The sequence below is a fragment of the Psittacicella hinzii genome (genome assembly GCF_003585935.1).
In the GTDB taxonomy this organism is placed as follows: Bacteria; Pseudomonadota; Gammaproteobacteria; order Enterobacterales; family Psittacicellaceae; genus Psittacicella; species Psittacicella hinzii.
The window spans coordinates 18,990-37,419 of the sequence record NZ_NRJG01000005.1; the positions used below are offsets into that span (position 1 = coordinate 18,990).

The following is an 18,430-nucleotide window of genomic DNA, read 5'->3' on the forward strand; positions in this document are numbered from 1 at the left end:
ATCTACAGGTTTAAGCTATTTTTTAGTGGTAAAGAATAAGAGAATAAGTTTAAGATTAAAGATCTAAGGTTTAATCTTAAATTTAGTCACTTTATGGTTTAACCATTTTAGCATATAGCGAGTAATTTCGTGTTAAAACTAGCAGATAAATTTAACTTAGGCTTGGTTATCTATCTAAAGGTAATTTTGCGCTTAAGTTTGAGAAACTAACTGTACCTAAATGTTTACGCTAACTAAGTAAAAACTGCGGTTTACGTCTAATTTAAAGCACAGATAGTTATAAATATATCGCTAATTTACATTAAAACTAGCCGCTTGATAGTTAAGAAGAAAATTGTCTTTAGCTTTGGTTCTTTGTGTTATAATATGCCGCGTTATTTATTTTTATTACAAACGAGGTCTCATGGCAAAAGAAGCTGTAATTGAGTTTCAAGGTACTGTAATTGAAACATTACCTAATACTATGTTCCGTGTTGAATTAGAAAACGGTCACAAAATTATCGCTCACATTAGCGGTAAAATGCGTAAAAACTATATCCGCATTTTAACGGGTGATAAAGTTACTGTAGAAATTACGCCTTATGATATTACTAAAGGTCGTATCGTTTTCCGTTCAAGATAGAACAAACTACAAACTCAGTAATTTTAAGTTTAATTCAACTGAAAAGTGGACAGGAATTACCTCAAACTTTTTGGCAAGTATTAGCGTCTGTTTACAGCCGCATGCAATACCTCTAGTAGCATAGCTCTAATGTTACTTCAAAGGTTTGAAATATTTATAAAAACCGTAGCTAACGAGCTATGGTTTTTCTTTTTTCTCAAAATTATGCAAGAAACGAAATTATTATCTGACGCCAAACAGGATCATCGCCTTAATAAACTAGCTAAGCGTCTTCGTAGTGAAGTAGGTAAAGCTATTGCCGACTTTAATATGATTGAAGAAGGCGATAAGATTATGGTGTGTTTATCTGGTGGTAAAGACTCTTATGCTTTACTCGATATTTTAAGATCTTTACAAAAATACGCACCAGTGAACTTTGAGTTACTCGCAGTAAATTTAGATCAACAACAACCAGGCTTTCCTAAAGAAGTATTACCTAACTATTTAGAATCGATTGGTGTACCTTATCGCATTGTCAACGAAGATACTTACAGTGTGGTAAAACGTATTATTGAAGAAGGTAAAACTACTTGTTCATTATGCTCGCGCTTACGTCGTGGTATTTTATATCGCGTAGCGCAAGAAGAAAAATGTACCAAAATAGCTTTAGGTCACCACCGTGATGATATGGTGGAAACGCTATTTTTAAACATGTTCTTTGCCGGCAAAATGAAATCTATGCCACCAAAACTTGTAAGTGATAATGGCTTACATACAGTGATTCGTCCTTTAGCTTATTGTCGTGAAAAAGACTTAGCTAAGTACGCACAATTAAAAGAATTCCCAATTATTCCATGTAACCTTTGTGGTTCACAACCTAATTTACAGCGTAAAGCAGTAAAAGAAATGTTAAATACATGGGATAAACAATATCCAGGTCGTATTGAAACTATTTTCCGTGCAATGCAAGATATTTCTACTTCGCATATGCTGGATCATGGTTTATACGATTTTAAAACCTTAAGTTCTTTAAGTCAACAGCAGTTCAATCCGCATCATAATGCGCAAGGTACTCCTGTAAACTTACTTGCTTCACGTACTGAAGAAGCTAACGCCAAAACGACGAGCCAAGAAGTACAAGCGCAACAAGCAAGTTCTCAAGCAACTACTAACAAAGCTGTAAATGCGGCAGCTGTTGCGCATGAAGCTAATTTATTAGTTAATGACGAAGAGCTTGACCAAATGGCGCAAGAAGAACTGTTTGGTAGTGTAAACTACGACGCTCTTGCTAAATCTCTTGAAAAAGAGTATGGACAAGAAAAAGAAGAATTAAAAATCCAAGGTCTAAAAATTAAACAACTTTAGTAGATAAGCTAACCTAAGGTTAGCTTAAAAGCTAGTAAAGTTAAATCATCTTTTATTTATATTTTGTAATCACACACCTAATTGGGATTATTTGTGGTTGGATGCAAAACTACCTTACTATCTTGATCCAATTTAGTCTTGTAAACTGCTAGGGTAAGCTAGACAAATAATTAAACTATCTTTTGGGGTAACAATGACAACTTTTGCTAAACCGGAATTACTAAGTCCAGCTGGTTCTTTAAAGAACATGCGTTATGCTTTTGCTTATGGTGCAGATGCTGTATATGCAGGACAACCTCGTTATTCATTACGTGTGCGTAATAACGAATTTAACTGGGAAAACCTAGAAATAGGGATCAACGAAGCTCACGCGCTAGGGAAAAAATTCTATATCGTAGTTAACATCGCTCCACACAATGCGAAGTTAAAAACGTTTATTAAAGATATGGAACGTGTAGTAGCAATGAAGCCGGATGCTTTTATTCTTTCTGATCCAGGCTTAATTATGCTTATGCACCAATACTTCCCAGAAGCAGTACTTCACTTATCAGTACAAGCAAATGCAGTTAACTGGGCGGCATGTAAATTCTGGTACGACTATGGTGTAAGTCGTGTAATCTTATCACGTGAGTTAAGCTTAGACGAAATCGAAGAGATTCGTCAACATGTACCTGAGTTAGAATTAGAAGTATTCGTACATGGTGCTTTATGTATGGCTTACTCTGGTCGTTGCTTATTATCTGGTTACATTAATAAACGTGACCCGAACCAAGGTACTTGTACGAACGCTTGTCGTTGGCAATATGATTTACAAGAAGGTCAAGAAGACGAACTTGGACAAATCGTTGAGCGCGTAGCAGCAGGTGAAACAGTTGATGGTCGTGAAGAAGATCCAAACGCTAAATTATTAAATTCTAGTGCCGATGATCTAAAAATTGCCGTGAATAATGTTGAACCGACATTAGGCATTGGGCAACCAACCAATAAAACCTTCTTAATCACAGAGCCTCGTCGCCCAGATGAAAAAATGACGGCTTTTGAGGATGAACACGGTACATATATTATGAATAGCCGTGACTTACGTGCGATCCAACACATTCCACGTTTAACGCAAATGGGTGTGCATTCAGTAAAAATTGAAGGTCGTACTAAATCATTCTTCTACTGTGCACGTACTGCACAAATCTACCGTCAAGCAATTGATGACGCAGCTGCGGGTAAAGAGTTAGATCCGTCATTAATTCGTCAACTAGATTCTCTAGCGCACCGTGGTTATACTGATGGTTTCTTACAACGTCACACTCACGATCAATACCAACACTACGTATCTGGTAACTCTACTTCAGATTTCCAACAATTTGTAGGGGCATTTACTGGTGAGCGTCAAGGTAACCTAGCTTTAGTAGAGGTGAAAAACAAATTTAAAGTTGGTGACTTTATCGAGATCATGACACCAAAAGGTAATAAGTCTTACCGTTTAGAGAAAATGTTTAACCGTAAAATGGAACCAACAGATGTTGCTCCAGGTGACGGTCACAAAGTGTGGTTAGAAGTAGATCCGGAAATGGAACTAGAATACGCTTTAGTGTTACGTTATTTAGAAGACGGCTTAGACACTACAGATCCACATGGTCGTAAAGCTGCTGCTAATGCGAATATTAACATTAAAGAATTAAACTAATTGTTTGCAACGCTTAGGCAAAAGAAGATTAGTTGTTAGTCTTAGAAGTATTAGCACTAAACTTGTAAAATCCAAACATGCAAAAAGCACCTCGTAATGAGGTGCTTTTTGCGTGTGTATGTTTTTACATCTTCAAGCTTTAAGCTTTTTTATTACCAAAGTCATCTTCCTGATCTTCAGTAGCCTCTTTAGGATGTAAACCTTCATATGTTGAATCGGTAGCCGAAAGAGTAAGAGCTTTACCGTATTCTTGTGGATCTTGTACACTAAAGCGGTAGTCGTTACCAGGAAGAATTGCATTTAAAACAATTCCTGAAATAGCCGCAATCGCAATGCCCGAAAGTGATACATGCGCTCCGAACAGACTAAATTCTACAGGACGAGTTGCAAAACCTAAACCTGTAACTAAGATCACCGCTCCGATAATTAAATTACGTGATTTAGTTAAGTCTACTTGGTTTTCTGCTACGTTACGAATACCGATAGCTGAAATCATGCCGTAAAGAATTAATGATACTCCACCAATAATTGCGGTTGGAATAGAGTTAATTACATCTGAAACAAATGGCACAAAAGCAAAACAGATCGCGAACATTGCTGCATAGCGCGTTACACGTGGATCATATACTTTAGTTAGAGCAAGTACACCTGTGTTTTCTCCATAGGTTGTACAAGCCGGACCACCTAAGTATGAACCTAACATAGTTGCAACCCCATCACCGAACAGAGTGCGGTGTAAACCAGGTTTCACAATAAAGTTACGTTGCGTTGTTGCTGATACAGCCGATACGTCACCAATGTGCTCCATAGTTGTCGCTAGTACAATAGGAACAATTGTAATAATAGCCGAAAGATTAAAGGTTGCAAAATATTCCGTTTTTAATGGCATAGCCACAAGGGTTAAGTTGTGGAAATGTGATTTATCAACTAAACCAAAACATAAAGCTACAATGTATGAACCAAAAATCCCGAATAATAACGGCACAATTTTCATCATGCCACGACCCCAAATATTTGTGATGATAATAATTGCAATCGCAAGTAAAGCTAATCCCCAATGACTTGAAGCCATATTAATTGCTGATGGAGCTAAGGTTAAACCGATACAAATAATAATTGGACCAGTAACAATTGGTGGGAAGAAACGCATAATACGTTTAACACCAAAGACATAAATTAGCGCTGCAAAGATCATATAAACAATCCCCGCAACAAACACTCCACCGAGAGCCATAGATAGATGCTCTGGATCTTTATTAGGAGCTACTGCCGCATAACCGGCTAAAAAGGCAAAAGAAGAACCTAAGAAAATAGGTACTTGACCTTTAGTAATTAAATGGAAAGCTAAAGTTCCTAGACCTGCAGTTAAAAGTGTAGTTGAAACATCTAGACCTGTAAGAATTGGAACTAATACCGTTGCCCCGAACATGGCAAAAGTATGTTGTAAGCCTAATAAGAATTTTTTACCTATAGACAATTCTTTAATGTCATAAATAGGGTTTTGTCCTAATTTAATTTTCGATTTTGACATGAACTAAGATCCTCTATGCAAATTGTCAATATTTTACTAAAAAAATCCGATCTTATAGCTAGGCTTTTTTATAAAAAGACAGGTGTTTGCTTTAAAATGTTGATAATCAAAGCTATTTAGTTGTTTTTAGGGCATAAAAAAGCTCAATGTAAATTACATTGAGCTCATTAAAATCACGTTCACAATCTTTAATCTCGCAAAAATTAAAAATTAAAAATTAAAAATAAAAATTAATTTAAAACTTTTACGTTATTAATAGATCTTATTTATTTTTTCACGCTTAAACCATCAATTAAGTAGTAATCTTGGAAATAACGTTCATCGTTTTTCTCATTATAACCACCTAAAGCTGGTGATACTAAAGCGAAAACTTCTGCCCAGTTGAATGGGATAACCGCTTGTTTATCTTGCAGTAATTTATTAGCTTGCGCGTATAGTTCAGCACGTTTTTCAGCGTCTTGTTCACTATTAGCGCGGTTAATTAAATCATCGTATTCTTTATCACAGAAATTCGAGTAGTTAGCCGCATTACCACAAGTGTATACGTTATAGAAAGTTGAAGCTTGGTCGTAGTCAGCACCCCAACCACCAAAACGGATTTGGTAGCTACCATTCTTGATTTCGTCAAGGAATGATTTCCATTCTGACATAGAACCAGTTAATTGGATTAAGCCGCCAGACTCTTTACCCCATTGTTGTTGTAAAGCCACGAATACTTTTTGTACAGTTTTACCTGATGAGTATTTTAACTCTACTTTTAATGGGTTTTGTGCTGAATAGCCAGCTTCTTTTAATAATTCAACCGCTTCTTTACGGCGCTCAGTCATATCTTTATCCCAGTAATCAGCTTTAGTAGCTAATTGACCGTCTTGTACATAAGTAGGAGTAAAGATCGAAGTTGGTTGACCTGCTGCGTAAATGTTTTTCACGATAAATTTATTATCGGTTAACAGAGCAAGAGCACGACGTACTTTTGGATTTTGGAATGGTTCATATTTGTGTTGGAAATCCATATAACCTGTTAAGAGTGCTGGTGAAGTACGTACTTCTTCTGTACGCTCTTTTAAGATGTTTTCTTTTAATTGAGGTGGGATAGCTGTAAAGGCTAACTCACCTGCTAAGTATTTGTAGTAAGCTGTATTCGGATCTTTAATGAACACAAAACGCACATCAGTTAAAGCGATGTTATCTGCATTCCAGTAGTCATTAAATTTCTCTAACACGATTTCATCATTAACTATATATTTAGTTAAACGGTATGGACCATTACCAACGATATTTTCAGGACGTGTCCAAGCATCACCAAATTTTTCAACTACGTCTTGACGTACAGGTGCTAATACCCCGTAAGATAATACTTGTACTAACCAAGGGGTAGGACGAGTTAATTTAATTTCTAAAGTGTAATCGTCAACTGCTTTAACGCCTAATTCTGAAGTTGGTAATTTACCACTATATACTTCTTGCGCGTTAACTACATTAGCATTGTTTGCTAAGTAGTCACCATATGATGAACCGTTTTTAGGATCTGAAAGACGTTGCCATGAGTACACAAAGTCTTGAGCCGTAACTGGTTTACCATCGTGCCATTTAGCATTTGGACGTAATTTAAAAGTCCAAGTTAAACCATCTTCAGAAACGCTATAGCTTTCTGCAGCTTGGGGCACATATTCACCACTTACGCCTTGACGGTATAGAGTTTCGAATACACCTTTAGCGATTTGTCCAGAGCTAGCGTCAGAGAATTTACCAGGGTCAACTGTATCAGGGAACGAACCTAAGTTGATAGTTAATTTTTGTACAGCGGCTAATTTTTTACCGTCACGCTCTTTTACAGCAGTGTTTTCAGCCGGAGCGCTAGCTGCAGCAGGAGTATTAGCTGCGCTTGCGTTGTTGTCTGATTCTTTATTACATGCTCCCAATACTAGGGCAGCTGCTAGTGTTAAACCTGTGAAGCAATAATTGCGTAATTTCATGTATCTATCCTAATCTCGTATATTTAATCAAGATGTAATTTTATGTTCTATATTTAGCTTAAAGTTAAATAAGATCCATATAAATTACGTGAGCATTTTTATAACTTAACCAGAGAGAAGCCTAAGGCTTCTATTAAAAAAAGGGGGTAGGTAAATTTAAAATAAATTTATCACCTATAATTTAATTCTAGTATATTTTGCAGAACAAAAACAACTATTTTTATAAAAGTGTGTCACCAGTTGCACTTTTTTCATGAGTAATAAAAGAAAAAAGTTTATTCTTAAGCTAAAATCACGGACAATGAGAGAACATTCGTCCTAGATTTCATATATATAATCGTATAACTTCGATTAAAAGACTTAAGGTAAAGGATCTAAGGAAGTTGGTAAATTTTTACCTTGCGGTAAAAAATAAAAATCACGAATATATGGTTCAGCATTTTGTGAATTAAAGCCCCCTAAGAATGGTGATTTTAAATACAGAGCTGTAATCCAATATAAAGGAGTGATCGCTGCTTTTTCTTGTAAGAGCTTATTAGCGTCGGCATAAATATTAGCTCGCATTTCAGGATCTTTGGTTAAAGATGCTAGTTCTAATAGTGCATCGTAGTTTTGATCACAAAAACCCGAATAATTATTCGGCGAGTTACAAGTACGTAAAGCTAAGAAATTAGACACTTGATTAAAATCAGCGCCCCAACCATTAAGAGAAGCCTCAAAATTACCATTGCGTACATCGTTAATGTAAGTTTTCCACTCACTTAATTTTCCGGTTACTTGAATTAAGCCTTGAGAATTACGTTGCCACATTTGTTGCAACGCAACAAATAAAGCACGTTCATTACGACTATTGGAATAACTTAAGGTGAAAGTTAAAGGTTTTTCTTGACTATAACCGGCGGCTTTGAGCAGGGTAATAGCTTGTTGATTACGCTCATTGCGACTTAAGCTTTCATATGCCGCTGGAGTTTGCGCTTGTCCATCTTGTAACCAAGTAGGGGCAAAAATACTCGTAGCAGTCCCAGCTGGAACTATATAAGTAGCTAAGTAGTGGTTATCGATTAGTAAATTTAGCGCTAGGCGTACCTCGGTATTTGTAAATGGTCCTTTCTTCTGCTGTAAATTCAGATAGTAGGTAGCATTTAACGGTGTTGAAAATACTTCATGCGCACGCTCTTGCATTACCCCTTTCTTAATGCCATTGTAAATAAGAGTGAGCGGATACTCTCCTGTTAAATATTTGTAGTAGGCAATATTCTCTTCTACAAATTCAGCCTTAATATCTGTGATCGAAATATGTAATGCATCCCAATAGTCATGCCATTTAACATAATGGATCAACTCTTGTGGCTTATAGCTTACAAGTTTGTACGAACCGTTGCCAATAAAATGTTCAGGTTGCGTCCACTTATTACCATATTTAGCAATTAAATCTTGACGCACAGGTGATAAAGCTGCATGCGACACCATTTGAATTAACCATGGAGTTGGTTGATACAATTTAATTTCAAGAGTGTAAGCATCAAGAGCTTTAACTCCTAGTTCTGAGGGAGATAAGACTCCCTCTTGAATACCTTGAGCATTAACCACGTGCATCAGATCTAAGAAATCAGCATAAGGTGATGAGGTTTGCGGATCAACTAAGCGTTGCCATGCATAGACAAAATCCTCGGCCGTTACTTTTTTGTCATCCCACCAACTAGCGTCTGGACGTAAATGAAACGTCCATGTAAGTTGATCTTCACTTACTTCATAAGATTGTGCTGCCAGAGGCACATAATCTCCATGTGCACCTAAACGATATAGACCATCTAATAAAGGTCGAATAGCTTTAATCGAGTAAACATCATTGACGATTGCCGGATCTAAAGATTCTGGAAAACGACGTAAATTATATTTAAATACTTGCGCAACTTTATCCACTTGGGGATTTAGTAACGTTAGATTGTGACGCAGATGAAAAGGTGTAACTATTAGCTGTTGTAAATAAGCTGCTGATAGGCTATGAGCTTGGGTATTTGTTTGTGCTTGAGCATTAGTTTGGGTTTGAACATTAGTTTGTGCTTGAGGATTATTAGCTTGGGCATGATTCATGCCACAAAGGCTTAAAACACCAAGAGAAGCAAGCCAAAAACGAAAGCTATTTTTGCTCACACGTGAAGATAAACGATTAATTGCGAAAAATTGCATATAAATTAGGGAATAAAAGTATTAAAAGCTGGGCTAGTACTAAGAACTAAGAAGAATAGCAATGAAGCAACTAGTACAGAAGCTAAGCAACAGACATGTAGTTAGCAGTTAAGCAACTAGTAAAGAGGTATTACTTAATTCTACTATATTTTCTAAGTTAAAGATAAAACTCTGTAAGGCAGAAATGGCATTAGCGAAATAAATTACATAAAAGCTGCCTTTTCTCTAGCAATCAGTAATTAAATACAGTAAAATTAAATTAATCAGCACATATAAATAGTGCCTAAAATGTACAACTTCTTTGCTCGCGCTATTTAAAATAGTCCATAACAGAGAAGTAAGTCACAACCTAATGGTAATTCTTTTACATACTCAATACTCTTGATTCTCTCTACTCTTGATTCTTCTATGGAAGCGAGTGTTGTAGTGTGAGATTTGGGATTAAAGATTAGTAAGTGACTATCCCAGAATATTTGTATTTTTTCTTTTACCTGTATTTATTAGCAACGGCTATAGCGAGAAATCTGCCTATAGCTGAATACGGAGATTTAGTTATCATGGCAGATTTAGAAAGCCTACAACAGCAATATAAAAAGTTAATTGCCACATTTACACAAATTGTAGGTGAGAAATATGTATTAACCGATCCTGCAGCAACTCAAAGATACCGTAAAGGTTTCTTTTTTGGTAATGGTGATGCTTTAGCAGTAGTACGTCCAGGTTCACTAGTGGAATACTACAAAGTAGTAAAAACTTGTGTAGAAAACGACATTATTGTTTTAAACCAAGCACAAAATACCGGTGTAACTGGTGGCTCTACTCCTTGGGGTAATGATTATGATCGTCCGATTGTAATTATTAATACCTTACGTATTGATGGTATCCAACTAATTAAAACTGATACCGATGAACCACAAGCTGTATGTTTAGCAGGTTCAACCTTATATGATCTTGAACAAAAATTACAAGATATTAATCGTGAACCTCACTCGGTAATTGGTTCTTCATGTATTGGTGCTTCGGTAGTAGGTGGAGTTTGTAACAACTCGGGTGGTACGCTTGTACAACGCGGTCCGGCATATACCGAATTAGCTTGTTATGCACGCGTAAATGAACAAGGTGAATTTGAGTTTGTAAATAATTTAGGCATCGATTTAGGAAATGGTACTCCTGAACAACAATTAGCTAAATTAGAAGCGAGTGCCTATAGCAAAGATGATATTAAAGATCCTGAAGGCAAATTAGCTTCTTCACGTGACTATAAAGAAAAAGTAGTACAGGTCGATGCAGATACTCCATCACGTTTTAACGCCGATCCATCGCGCTTAAAAGAAGCTTCTGGTTCGGCTGGTCACTTAGCGGTATTTGCCGTACGTGTTGATACGTTCGCTAAACCAAAACGCACTCAATTATTCTTCATTGGTACTAACGATCCAAAAGATTTAAATGAAATTCGTCGTGCAGCTTTAACTGCTTTCCCTACTTTACCGATGCAAGGTGAGTATATGAGCCGTTCGAGCTTTGATGATGCGGTGAAATATGGTAAAGATATTTTCTTTGTCCTTGATCGTTTTGGAACCAAAAAATTACCTAAACTCTACGCTTTAAAAGATTTATACGATCGCACAGTAGGTAAATATTTACCAAGTTCAGATACACTCATGCAATTCTTTGCTGACTGTCTACCAAACTTATTACCACCGCGTATAACTGATTTCCGTGATCGTTTTGAGCACATGTTAATCTTAACCGCAGCTGATGATTTAATTAATCCATTAAACGCTTGGTTAGAAGAGTACTTTAAAGAAAGCAAAACCGGTGCTTACTTCTCAGCAACTCCAAAAGAAGCGAAAAAAGCATTACTTTTACGTTTCTCAGTTGGTGGTTCATTAGCGCGTTCAATGCATGTGTTAAAAAATGAAACTGCAGGTATGATCGCTCTGGACGTAGCTTTAAGACGTAATGATGACAATTGGGCAGATCCAATTCCAGCTCACATTGCTGAAAAATGTACGCATATTAATTCTTGTGGTCACTTCTTATGTCACGTTTTCCACTTAGACTATCTAGTGAAAAAAGGTGAAGACGTAGAAAAAATTAAGCAAGAGCTTTTAGATTACTTTGCTTCACGTGGAGCAGAATATCCAGCCGAGCACAACGTAGGTCACTTATATCACGCTAAACCAGCTTTAGAAAAACACTACCGTGAATTAGATCCAACTAACCAATTTAATCCAGGTGTAGGTAAACTTTCTAAATATAAAAACTGGGCTGATACTCCAAGTTGTGGCTGCGGTTGTCATGCTACTACAGATAAATAATTTTGTAGTTATCTCTTAAAATATTCAGAACTTATTTAGAAGCACGAGCAAAATCCTTGCTAAAAAGGCTAGCAATTATCCCTAGAAAATGCTAAGATATTATTGTTAGGATGAGATTTTGCTCGTGAAAGTTTTTATGACTTTCGGAAATGAACCTAAAAAATTATTCCTTAATTATTAACAACTTAAGGATAAAAATAAAAATTTTTGGCAAATTTCTGGATTTTAATGAAACTTTTAGAAAAATTTCTTGTCATAATAAATGAATATTGAGGGATTAATAGATGCTTTCGGGTATTTATTAATTCGGATATAGTCGTTTGACAAAAATAGTAGACTGTGGCAATGAAAATACAGAGTGTTTTCATTGCTTTTTTTGGCTTTAAATTCGGGCATAAGCCCACACAAAACAGATTTATAGTGTTATACTATAGAAAAAGTAGCATTTTCTAAGTTTATCTTAGATACTTTGCCAGAATTTTTATAGATGTTTATTGGTCTAGAGCTGACCCAGCTCTACAAAAAGAAAGTTTAGAGCATGAAAGTTATTAAATATCTTTGTTATGTACTATTTCTTTGTGTGCTTGCAGTCGTAACACTTCTATTTACTTCTGCAAATGATACACAAGTAACAGTGAATTACTTTGCTGGTGAATTTACTGGAGCTTTATCTTTTATTTTAGGTGTAGCTTTTATTTTTGGTTTTATTTGTGCGCTAATTGTCCTTTTACTTCTATGGTTAGTAAATAAATCGAAGACTGGTTTATTACGCATGAAAGTTAGCCGTTTAGAAGCCGAAAATAAAAAATTACGTGTAGCTCTAGAAGTAAAATCTCTCGATAGCAATAAACAGCGTAAAACAACACAGGTAACTCATGTGCCTGAAAATAAAAGCATGACGCAATATCCAGTTAAATAATTATTACAAAGCCTAAGACATTTGTCTTAGGCTTTGTGCGTTTTGCTAAAATTGCGTATATAATAAGAGAAAACGATTATTTAAGAACTAAGAACTTAGTTTTTGGTTATTACTTCCCAGAATTTTTATGTTTGAATTGTTATTTCTTTTTATTCCATTAATTGCGATTTTATCGTTTTTACTGGGATGCCTGTTTAAAGGAAGCTTTTCAGCATGGTTATTAAAACGTCGCACTAAAAGTTCGTATCTCGACGAAGTTCCGATAGTGATTAAAGATAATAACCCCCAAGCTAATGAAGTAGTTGAACGCTTAATTAGTACTGTCGAATATATTGTCGACGGTAACTTGATTGCTGAAGTACCCCAAGTACATAAAATGCCACAAGAGAAAAAACCTTTGGCATTTGATAAAGCTCCTAAAAGTACAACGATTAGTAAAACAAAACAAAAATCAACGCAAGAATTTGCACAACAAGCTAAAGAGCTTGAACAAAACTATGCTGCACGTCCGACGATAAATTTAACGCAAGATGATTTTTATCAACAAATGCAAAGTGCAGGTCAGAATAAAGAAACAACTGCACATGTTGAAAATAGTGTAAATTCGCAGACGGTTGCAGAAAAATCGGCGCAAGCGACAAAAGATAAGATAAAAGCTCAAGAAGCAACTACTACAGCTCAAGTACAAACTCTTAATAATGAAGCTGCTTCTAATTCAGATTTTATGCAGAGCTCTGATTCTAGTTCAGAACAAGATTCAGATATTACTAAAGATGAGCTGCAAAATAGGGTTAACACTAATAGCCAAAATAGTGCCAAATCAGAAATAAATAGCAAAAGTGATGAAGTATTAGCTCGTAACGAAAACGATTTAACCTCTGCCGCAGCCGCCTCAAGCAACTCAAAAAATGCTAGTGAATCTCCAAGCGCTAATGAACACCTTAATGCGGATAGCTCTTTAGCGGTAAATGATTTAGATCAAGCTTTATTTAGTAATCCTAACGATGAAGCTGTGCGTATTACCGCTAATTTACAAGCAGCACAAGATAAAAAAGCCCAAGCTAGTACAAAAGAGACTAAGCAGACTACGACAAATTTACGTTTAGATTTTGCTCTTAATCCACAAAATATAAGTCAACAGGATTTACTTGCTGCCCGTTCTTTACAAGATTTACAACGTCCGTACGGAGTAATTGCTAGTGACGTAGGTCATTTACTAGAATTACAAATGCTCGGTGGTGTTCTTTGCATGCAAAGAGGTGATTATTTACGTGCGATTAAGATCTTCCGTCACATTATTGCTATTCCATCTTGGAAACAAGAAGGACATAAACTGGCACAAATAAATTTAGCTCGCTGCTATCTTAATGCGGGAATGTTCTCACGGGCTTTAGAAAATCTTTTACCTTTAATTGGAGATGAGCGTTATGAAAGTGAAGTAATTGAACTTTTACTCTATATCTACCAATTAAATCAAGATTGGCAACCAGCTCTAGCCGTAGCTAAAGAGATCTATGCTTTAAATAAAACTAAAGCCAACCTAGATCAATTGTGTCACTTTTATCTGTTCCGCTTGCTTGATTGTTACCTAGATATCGGACACCGTCGTACCATGTTCTCGTTCCAACGCATTATTGCCCTAGCGGCTTCAAGTGTACGACCATTGGTAACCAGAGGTAATTATCATTTTGCCTTAGGTGATTATCACAATGCCTTAAGTGATTATCGTCAAGCAATTAAGCAAAACTTTATGCTCTTACCAGCTTTAATTGCTAACATTGCTTATTGCTATGCTTCGATTAAGCCGATTGGTGAAGATTTAGGGACTTATTTACAAAGTATAAAAGTTCCAGCAAACTATCAGTATGTAATAGATCTATACTACGACTTATATTTAAGTAAGTATGATTTCTTACCTTATGCGCATAGTTTTGAGTTTCAAGATAAAGCCAAAAGTTCTGCCGAAGTATTTAGAGATCTGGTTTTAGGTAATAGTCCACTTGATGCTCGAGATTTCGAAATAGAGTTAGCCCAACGGGAAAAACTCTATCGTAAATCAACTACAGCTGGCAGCATTTTAGAAAATATTGCTGGTTTAGTGCAAACTGAAGATAAAGAACAATTAAGTGATGCTGAACTAATGCAACAACGTTTAGAACATTTAATGCATCTTTATCAAGAGCACGGACATAATGTACTGTTACAACGCATTTTTGATTTAACTTCTAATCTTCTTTTAGAAAACAATCAAGAAGAGCTTAAACATACTAGTGAGAATGCAGGTCTGGTAAGTACTTGGTTTGGGCGTAAAAAGCGTAAAGTTGAAGAAGCAACTTCAGACCAAGTTTTATCACCTAAACAGCAACAAATGCAGTTGTTTATGCAAAAGCTAGCGGCCATGTTAGAACAAGATGAGAAAAAAGCTTTAAGTGCTACTTACGTTTGTAAGAATTGTGGTTATCAACAGCCAGATTTATTTTGGAGCTGTCCATCTTGTCACAAACTAGAAACCTTTACCTTAAGTAAATTAAAATTTGCCAAGGGTAAAGTTTCAAAAGCTAACTAGAGATATTTAACCGCAATAACTTAAAGAGTGAAAGATATATTCCTTAAGTTTATGGTTATAAATGTCTAAGATATATCCATGATAAGAGTACGATTAATTTCGTACTCTTTTTTATTTCTCGTTTCATGAGTTGCGTTGCATTCTGTTACTTATCAGTTGAGCTGTATTCTGGTACTAGCGATAGTCATAAACTACAGATATTTGGTAAAAATCGCTAACTCCGGTATAATAAAAGTGAAGAGGTCTAGTTAATAATCCCTTTTTTAAGAGTTAAAGCAAGCTAATAGTTAGAGATTAAGTTAAAGGTTTTATCACTATCTAAGTCTTAGATAAGTTGTATAAAGTCTGAAGAACACTATTATCTTGCTTTAACTAATTAAGAAAAATTTAAACAAGGAAAGAATTATGGCATTAGTTTATAGCACTGATGTAGGTCGCATTAAAGAAGAACCTGAACAAGAATTACCACCTGAAGGTGATGGTATTGTTCGTCTTTATAAAGAAACTAAAGGTCGTAAAGGGGCTGGAGTAGTACTAGTTACAGGTACAGGTCTTGATAAAGACGGCTTAAAAGAACTTTGTAGTTTTTTAAAGAAAAAACTCGGAGTTGGTGGTAGTGTTGAGGATTGGGATGTAGTAATCCAAGGGGGTGACAAACGTCCGCAAATCCAAGCTTTATTAGAGCAAAAAGGCTTTAAAGTAAAAATTGCAGGAGGTTAGGATGGGAATAAAAGACGCAATAATTCGAGCTTTTATTAATCGTAAAGCCGGTGACCCAGATTTTGCAGAAGTAACTGAACCAAATACCACAGAACTTGATGCATTAAAAGAACGCCTGTCACAAGTTATCGATAAAGGTTTACAGGAAAATATTTTTGACGATCATCGTGAAGATATCGGACAAAGAGATATGGATCAAACCTTACATAGTTTATTCGATGATTCGGGCAAAGATTTAGAAGCGAATAAAGGTAAGAGTATTTACAATACTGGACAGTTCCAAGTGCTTGATAGTCCTGCGGTATATCAAAACGTAGAATTTAACGAGCAAGACTACGAAGATCATCGTGGAGCTGTTATCGGCAACTTAAGTTTTGCAGCTCAAGCTAATCAAGCTGCTCCTGACTATAATCCAGATGCAATTCTCGGTTCAACGCCTCGTAAACTACAATCACGTGCGATGCTTACTAATCGTGGAGCTACTTCTAATGATGGTCTCATGGCATTACACCAAAACCGTCTAGATGGTACAAGTTTACAAGCGCGTAATTTACCTGGTAATGTAAAAACAGAACAGCAAGAAAGTTCAGACGTAGAAACTCGTGTAACCGAGTATGCACAAAACCCTCAAGGTATTGTTAAGTCATTTGTGCAACGTACTTCACATACGCGTACAATTACGCAATACCATAAACTTGATGGTAGTGTTGAACAGATTATTGAAGATAAAAATATTTCAGAAGATGTTGAGCGTAATCTACTTGACAATGGTAATGTACAAGAAACCGTTACAACCAATACCCAACATAAAACAACTAAGCATAGCACTCAAGCTCTAATTGGAGCTCCGAGCAATATGAATGCAAGTGTGGTTGAGCATGTAGACGTTGAGCCTGTTTCTAAACTAGCTTTAACTACTCCTCAAGTAACACGTGCTTTAGCTGCTCCAGCTCCACAAGAGCAACAAACTCCAGTCTCAAAATCAACAGCTAATGAAGATTCGTTTGCTGCTTTATTTGAAAAAGAAGAATACTTTAAACCTTCATTTGCACATGAAGCTGAAATCATTGATCATTATCAGCCAGTGAGTAGCTATGCTCTAATCGAATCTCCGCATGCGACTATGGATACGCAAAATCGAGAAAAATTAGCACAATATAAACAGGCGGTAAAAAATAGCTTACCACCTGTAAGTAAAAAAGAAGACTTTGCAAGTTTACTAGATCGTCATCCAAGTCAATTTAATGACAAGGATCAACAACTTGAACGTCAGAATTTAGCTTCGAAACGCAAAAAAGCTAAAATGTTTGCTCCAGGAAGTGGATCTAATCTACGTCCACAAAAAACTAATTTTAGTCATGGACGTGATTTAGCGCACGAGCATGAAGAAGCTGTTAAAAGAGTTGTAGCTGGTAAATTTGCTGATCTAGTTGATAGCGAAATTCAAGAAGTTGCTTATGAAGTAGATCGTTCAAATGAACAGCAACAACGTTTCAATCAAAGCAATAGTTTTGCTCAGCTCTTTGAAGCAAAAAATTCACAGCAAAAACAAACTTCAAAGTTTGTAGCTAAAGATGATTCTTTTGCTCAAGCTTTTGCGGATATAAATCCTTACGATAATAACTCTACTCGTGCAACTTCTTTACAGCAACAAAGAAGACAAGCTGAACTTGAACGTAAAGCACGGGCAGGAATTAAATCTGGTAAAGAAATTATCGAGCAACAGTTAGCACAAGAAAAATATGATGCTTTACAAAATACACCAGATGTAGTCTTCTCTGATATTCACATGCGTTTTAATGCTCATAATTATGAGCATGCGCGTTTTGCGGCCGAAGACTTAGATCCTGATGTATTACATGCGTTTATGAATAATTTATTACCTATCCAACGTGAAGTTGATTTACATGGTGTGACGGTAGAAGAACTAAAAAACATTCTGCCAAATATCGTAAAACAATGTTGGAGACATAATGAATTTGTTCTGCGTTTTATTACAGGACATGGGAAAGACGTTATTAAACAAAGTCTTCCTAACTACTTAATTCAGTATGAACGTATAGCTGCTTTCTATCCAAACCGTGAAAATAACGGTAAAGGTAGAACTAATGGTTTTGTAGTGTTACTACGTAACTATGATAAAGAAATTGCAGCTAATGCGTCATTACTTGTAAACAAAGCATAATTTTAAATCTCATGGTAACCCCATGAGATTTTTTTTGTGCAAGGTAACCGCATAGCACACAGCTCTACAAACACTTTCAAAAAGTGAGGCAGCACATAGCTTCCATATAGGCAAAAAAAGATCTATAGAGAAGCAAAATTTATATTTTTAATGCTAATTTTGGATAAGTCTAGCTAGGAAGAGGCAAAAATTTACAAATTTTTTTCGGGACTTGTTTATCTTATCATCGCTATAAATGGATATTTGTTTTAAGGTGAATTCTCTATTTAGGGTTAAAATATAAAATTTATCTATAGTTTTAGCCTATTGATATATTGATGATTGTTGGTGGTGTTTTTGTTGAAATAAAAAATATCCATACCTATAAATTAGTTG

11 protein-coding genes are annotated in these 18,430 nt (G+C 35.9%); 8 read left to right on the forward strand and 3 right to left on the reverse strand.

The features are described 5' to 3' along the window. Nucleotides 1-403 precede the first annotated feature (403 nt). The 3 genes from infA to trhP all read left to right on the forward strand — a co-directional run bounded on the left by infA (nt 404) and on the right by trhP (nt 3,647). Nucleotides 404-622, forward strand: a complete 219-nt coding sequence (gene infA / locus CKF58_RS00390) for a translation initiation factor IF-1 (RefSeq protein WP_119530013.1) — start codon at nt 404-406, stop codon at nt 620-622. A 204-nt stretch (nt 623-826) separates the two neighbouring features. Then, nucleotides 827-1,966, forward strand: a complete 1,140-nt coding sequence (gene ttcA, locus CKF58_RS00395) for a tRNA 2-thiocytidine(32) synthetase TtcA (protein WP_119530014.1) — start codon at nt 827-829, stop codon at nt 1,964-1,966. Between the two features lie 193 nt (nt 1,967-2,159). Further along, nucleotides 2,160-3,647, forward strand: a complete 1,488-nt coding sequence (gene trhP, locus CKF58_RS00400) for a prephenate-dependent tRNA uridine(34) hydroxylase TrhP (RefSeq protein ID WP_119530015.1) — start codon at nt 2,160-2,162, stop codon at nt 3,645-3,647. Between the two features lie 139 nt (nt 3,648-3,786). Here the strand turns inward: trhP and CKF58_RS00405 are convergent, their stop codons facing one another. The 3 genes from CKF58_RS00405 to CKF58_RS00415 all read right to left on the reverse strand — a co-directional run bounded on the left by CKF58_RS00405 (nt 3,787) and on the right by CKF58_RS00415 (nt 9,344). Beyond that, nucleotides 3,787-5,178 carry a uracil-xanthine permease family protein gene (locus CKF58_RS00405; RefSeq protein ID WP_119530016.1) on the reverse strand — a complete coding sequence of 464 codons (1,392 nt, stop codon included), beginning with the start codon at nt 5,176-5,178 and terminating at the stop codon, nt 3,787-3,789. Nucleotides 5,179-5,444: 266 nt separating this feature from the next. Next, the gene (locus CKF58_RS00410; RefSeq protein WP_119530017.1) at nt 5,445-7,154 is read right to left on the reverse strand and encodes a peptide ABC transporter substrate-binding protein; all 1,710 of its coding nucleotides are present in this window, start codon (nt 7,152-7,154) and stop codon (nt 5,445-5,447) included. A 360-nt stretch (nt 7,155-7,514) separates the two neighbouring features. Continuing rightward, nucleotides 7,515-9,344 carry a peptide ABC transporter substrate-binding protein gene (locus CKF58_RS00415; RefSeq protein ID WP_119530018.1) on the reverse strand — a complete coding sequence of 610 codons (1,830 nt, stop codon included), beginning with the start codon at nt 9,342-9,344 and terminating at the stop codon, nt 7,515-7,517. Nucleotides 9,345-9,901: 557 nt separating this feature from the next. Here CKF58_RS00415 and dld point away from each other — a divergent pair. From dld to CKF58_RS00440, 5 genes are all read left to right on the forward strand, one after another. After that, nucleotides 9,902-11,665: a D-lactate dehydrogenase gene (gene dld / locus CKF58_RS00420; protein ID WP_119530019.1), complete on the forward strand. Its 1,764-nt coding sequence runs from the start codon at nt 9,902-9,904 to the stop codon at nt 11,663-11,665. Between the two features lie 538 nt (nt 11,666-12,203). Beyond that, nucleotides 12,204-12,584, forward strand: a complete 381-nt coding sequence (locus CKF58_RS00425; RefSeq protein WP_119530020.1) for a lipopolysaccharide assembly protein LapA domain-containing protein — start codon at nt 12,204-12,206, stop codon at nt 12,582-12,584. A gap of 127 nt (nt 12,585-12,711) precedes the next feature. Further along, nucleotides 12,712-15,150 carry a hypothetical protein gene (locus tag CKF58_RS00430; protein ID WP_119530021.1) on the forward strand — a complete coding sequence of 813 codons (2,439 nt, stop codon included), beginning with the start codon at nt 12,712-12,714 and terminating at the stop codon, nt 15,148-15,150. 405 nt (nt 15,151-15,555) lie between these two features. Further along, entirely contained in the window at nt 15,556-15,870 is a 315-nt protein-coding gene (locus tag CKF58_RS00435) for an SUI1 family translation initiation factor (protein ID WP_119530022.1), read from the forward strand. A gap of 1 nt (nt 15,871) precedes the next feature. Further along, nucleotides 15,872-18,055, forward strand: a complete 2,184-nt coding sequence (locus CKF58_RS00440) for a Smr/MutS family protein (protein ID WP_119530023.1) — start codon at nt 15,872-15,874, stop codon at nt 18,053-18,055. The last annotated feature ends 375 nt before the right edge of the window (nt 18,056-18,430 follow it).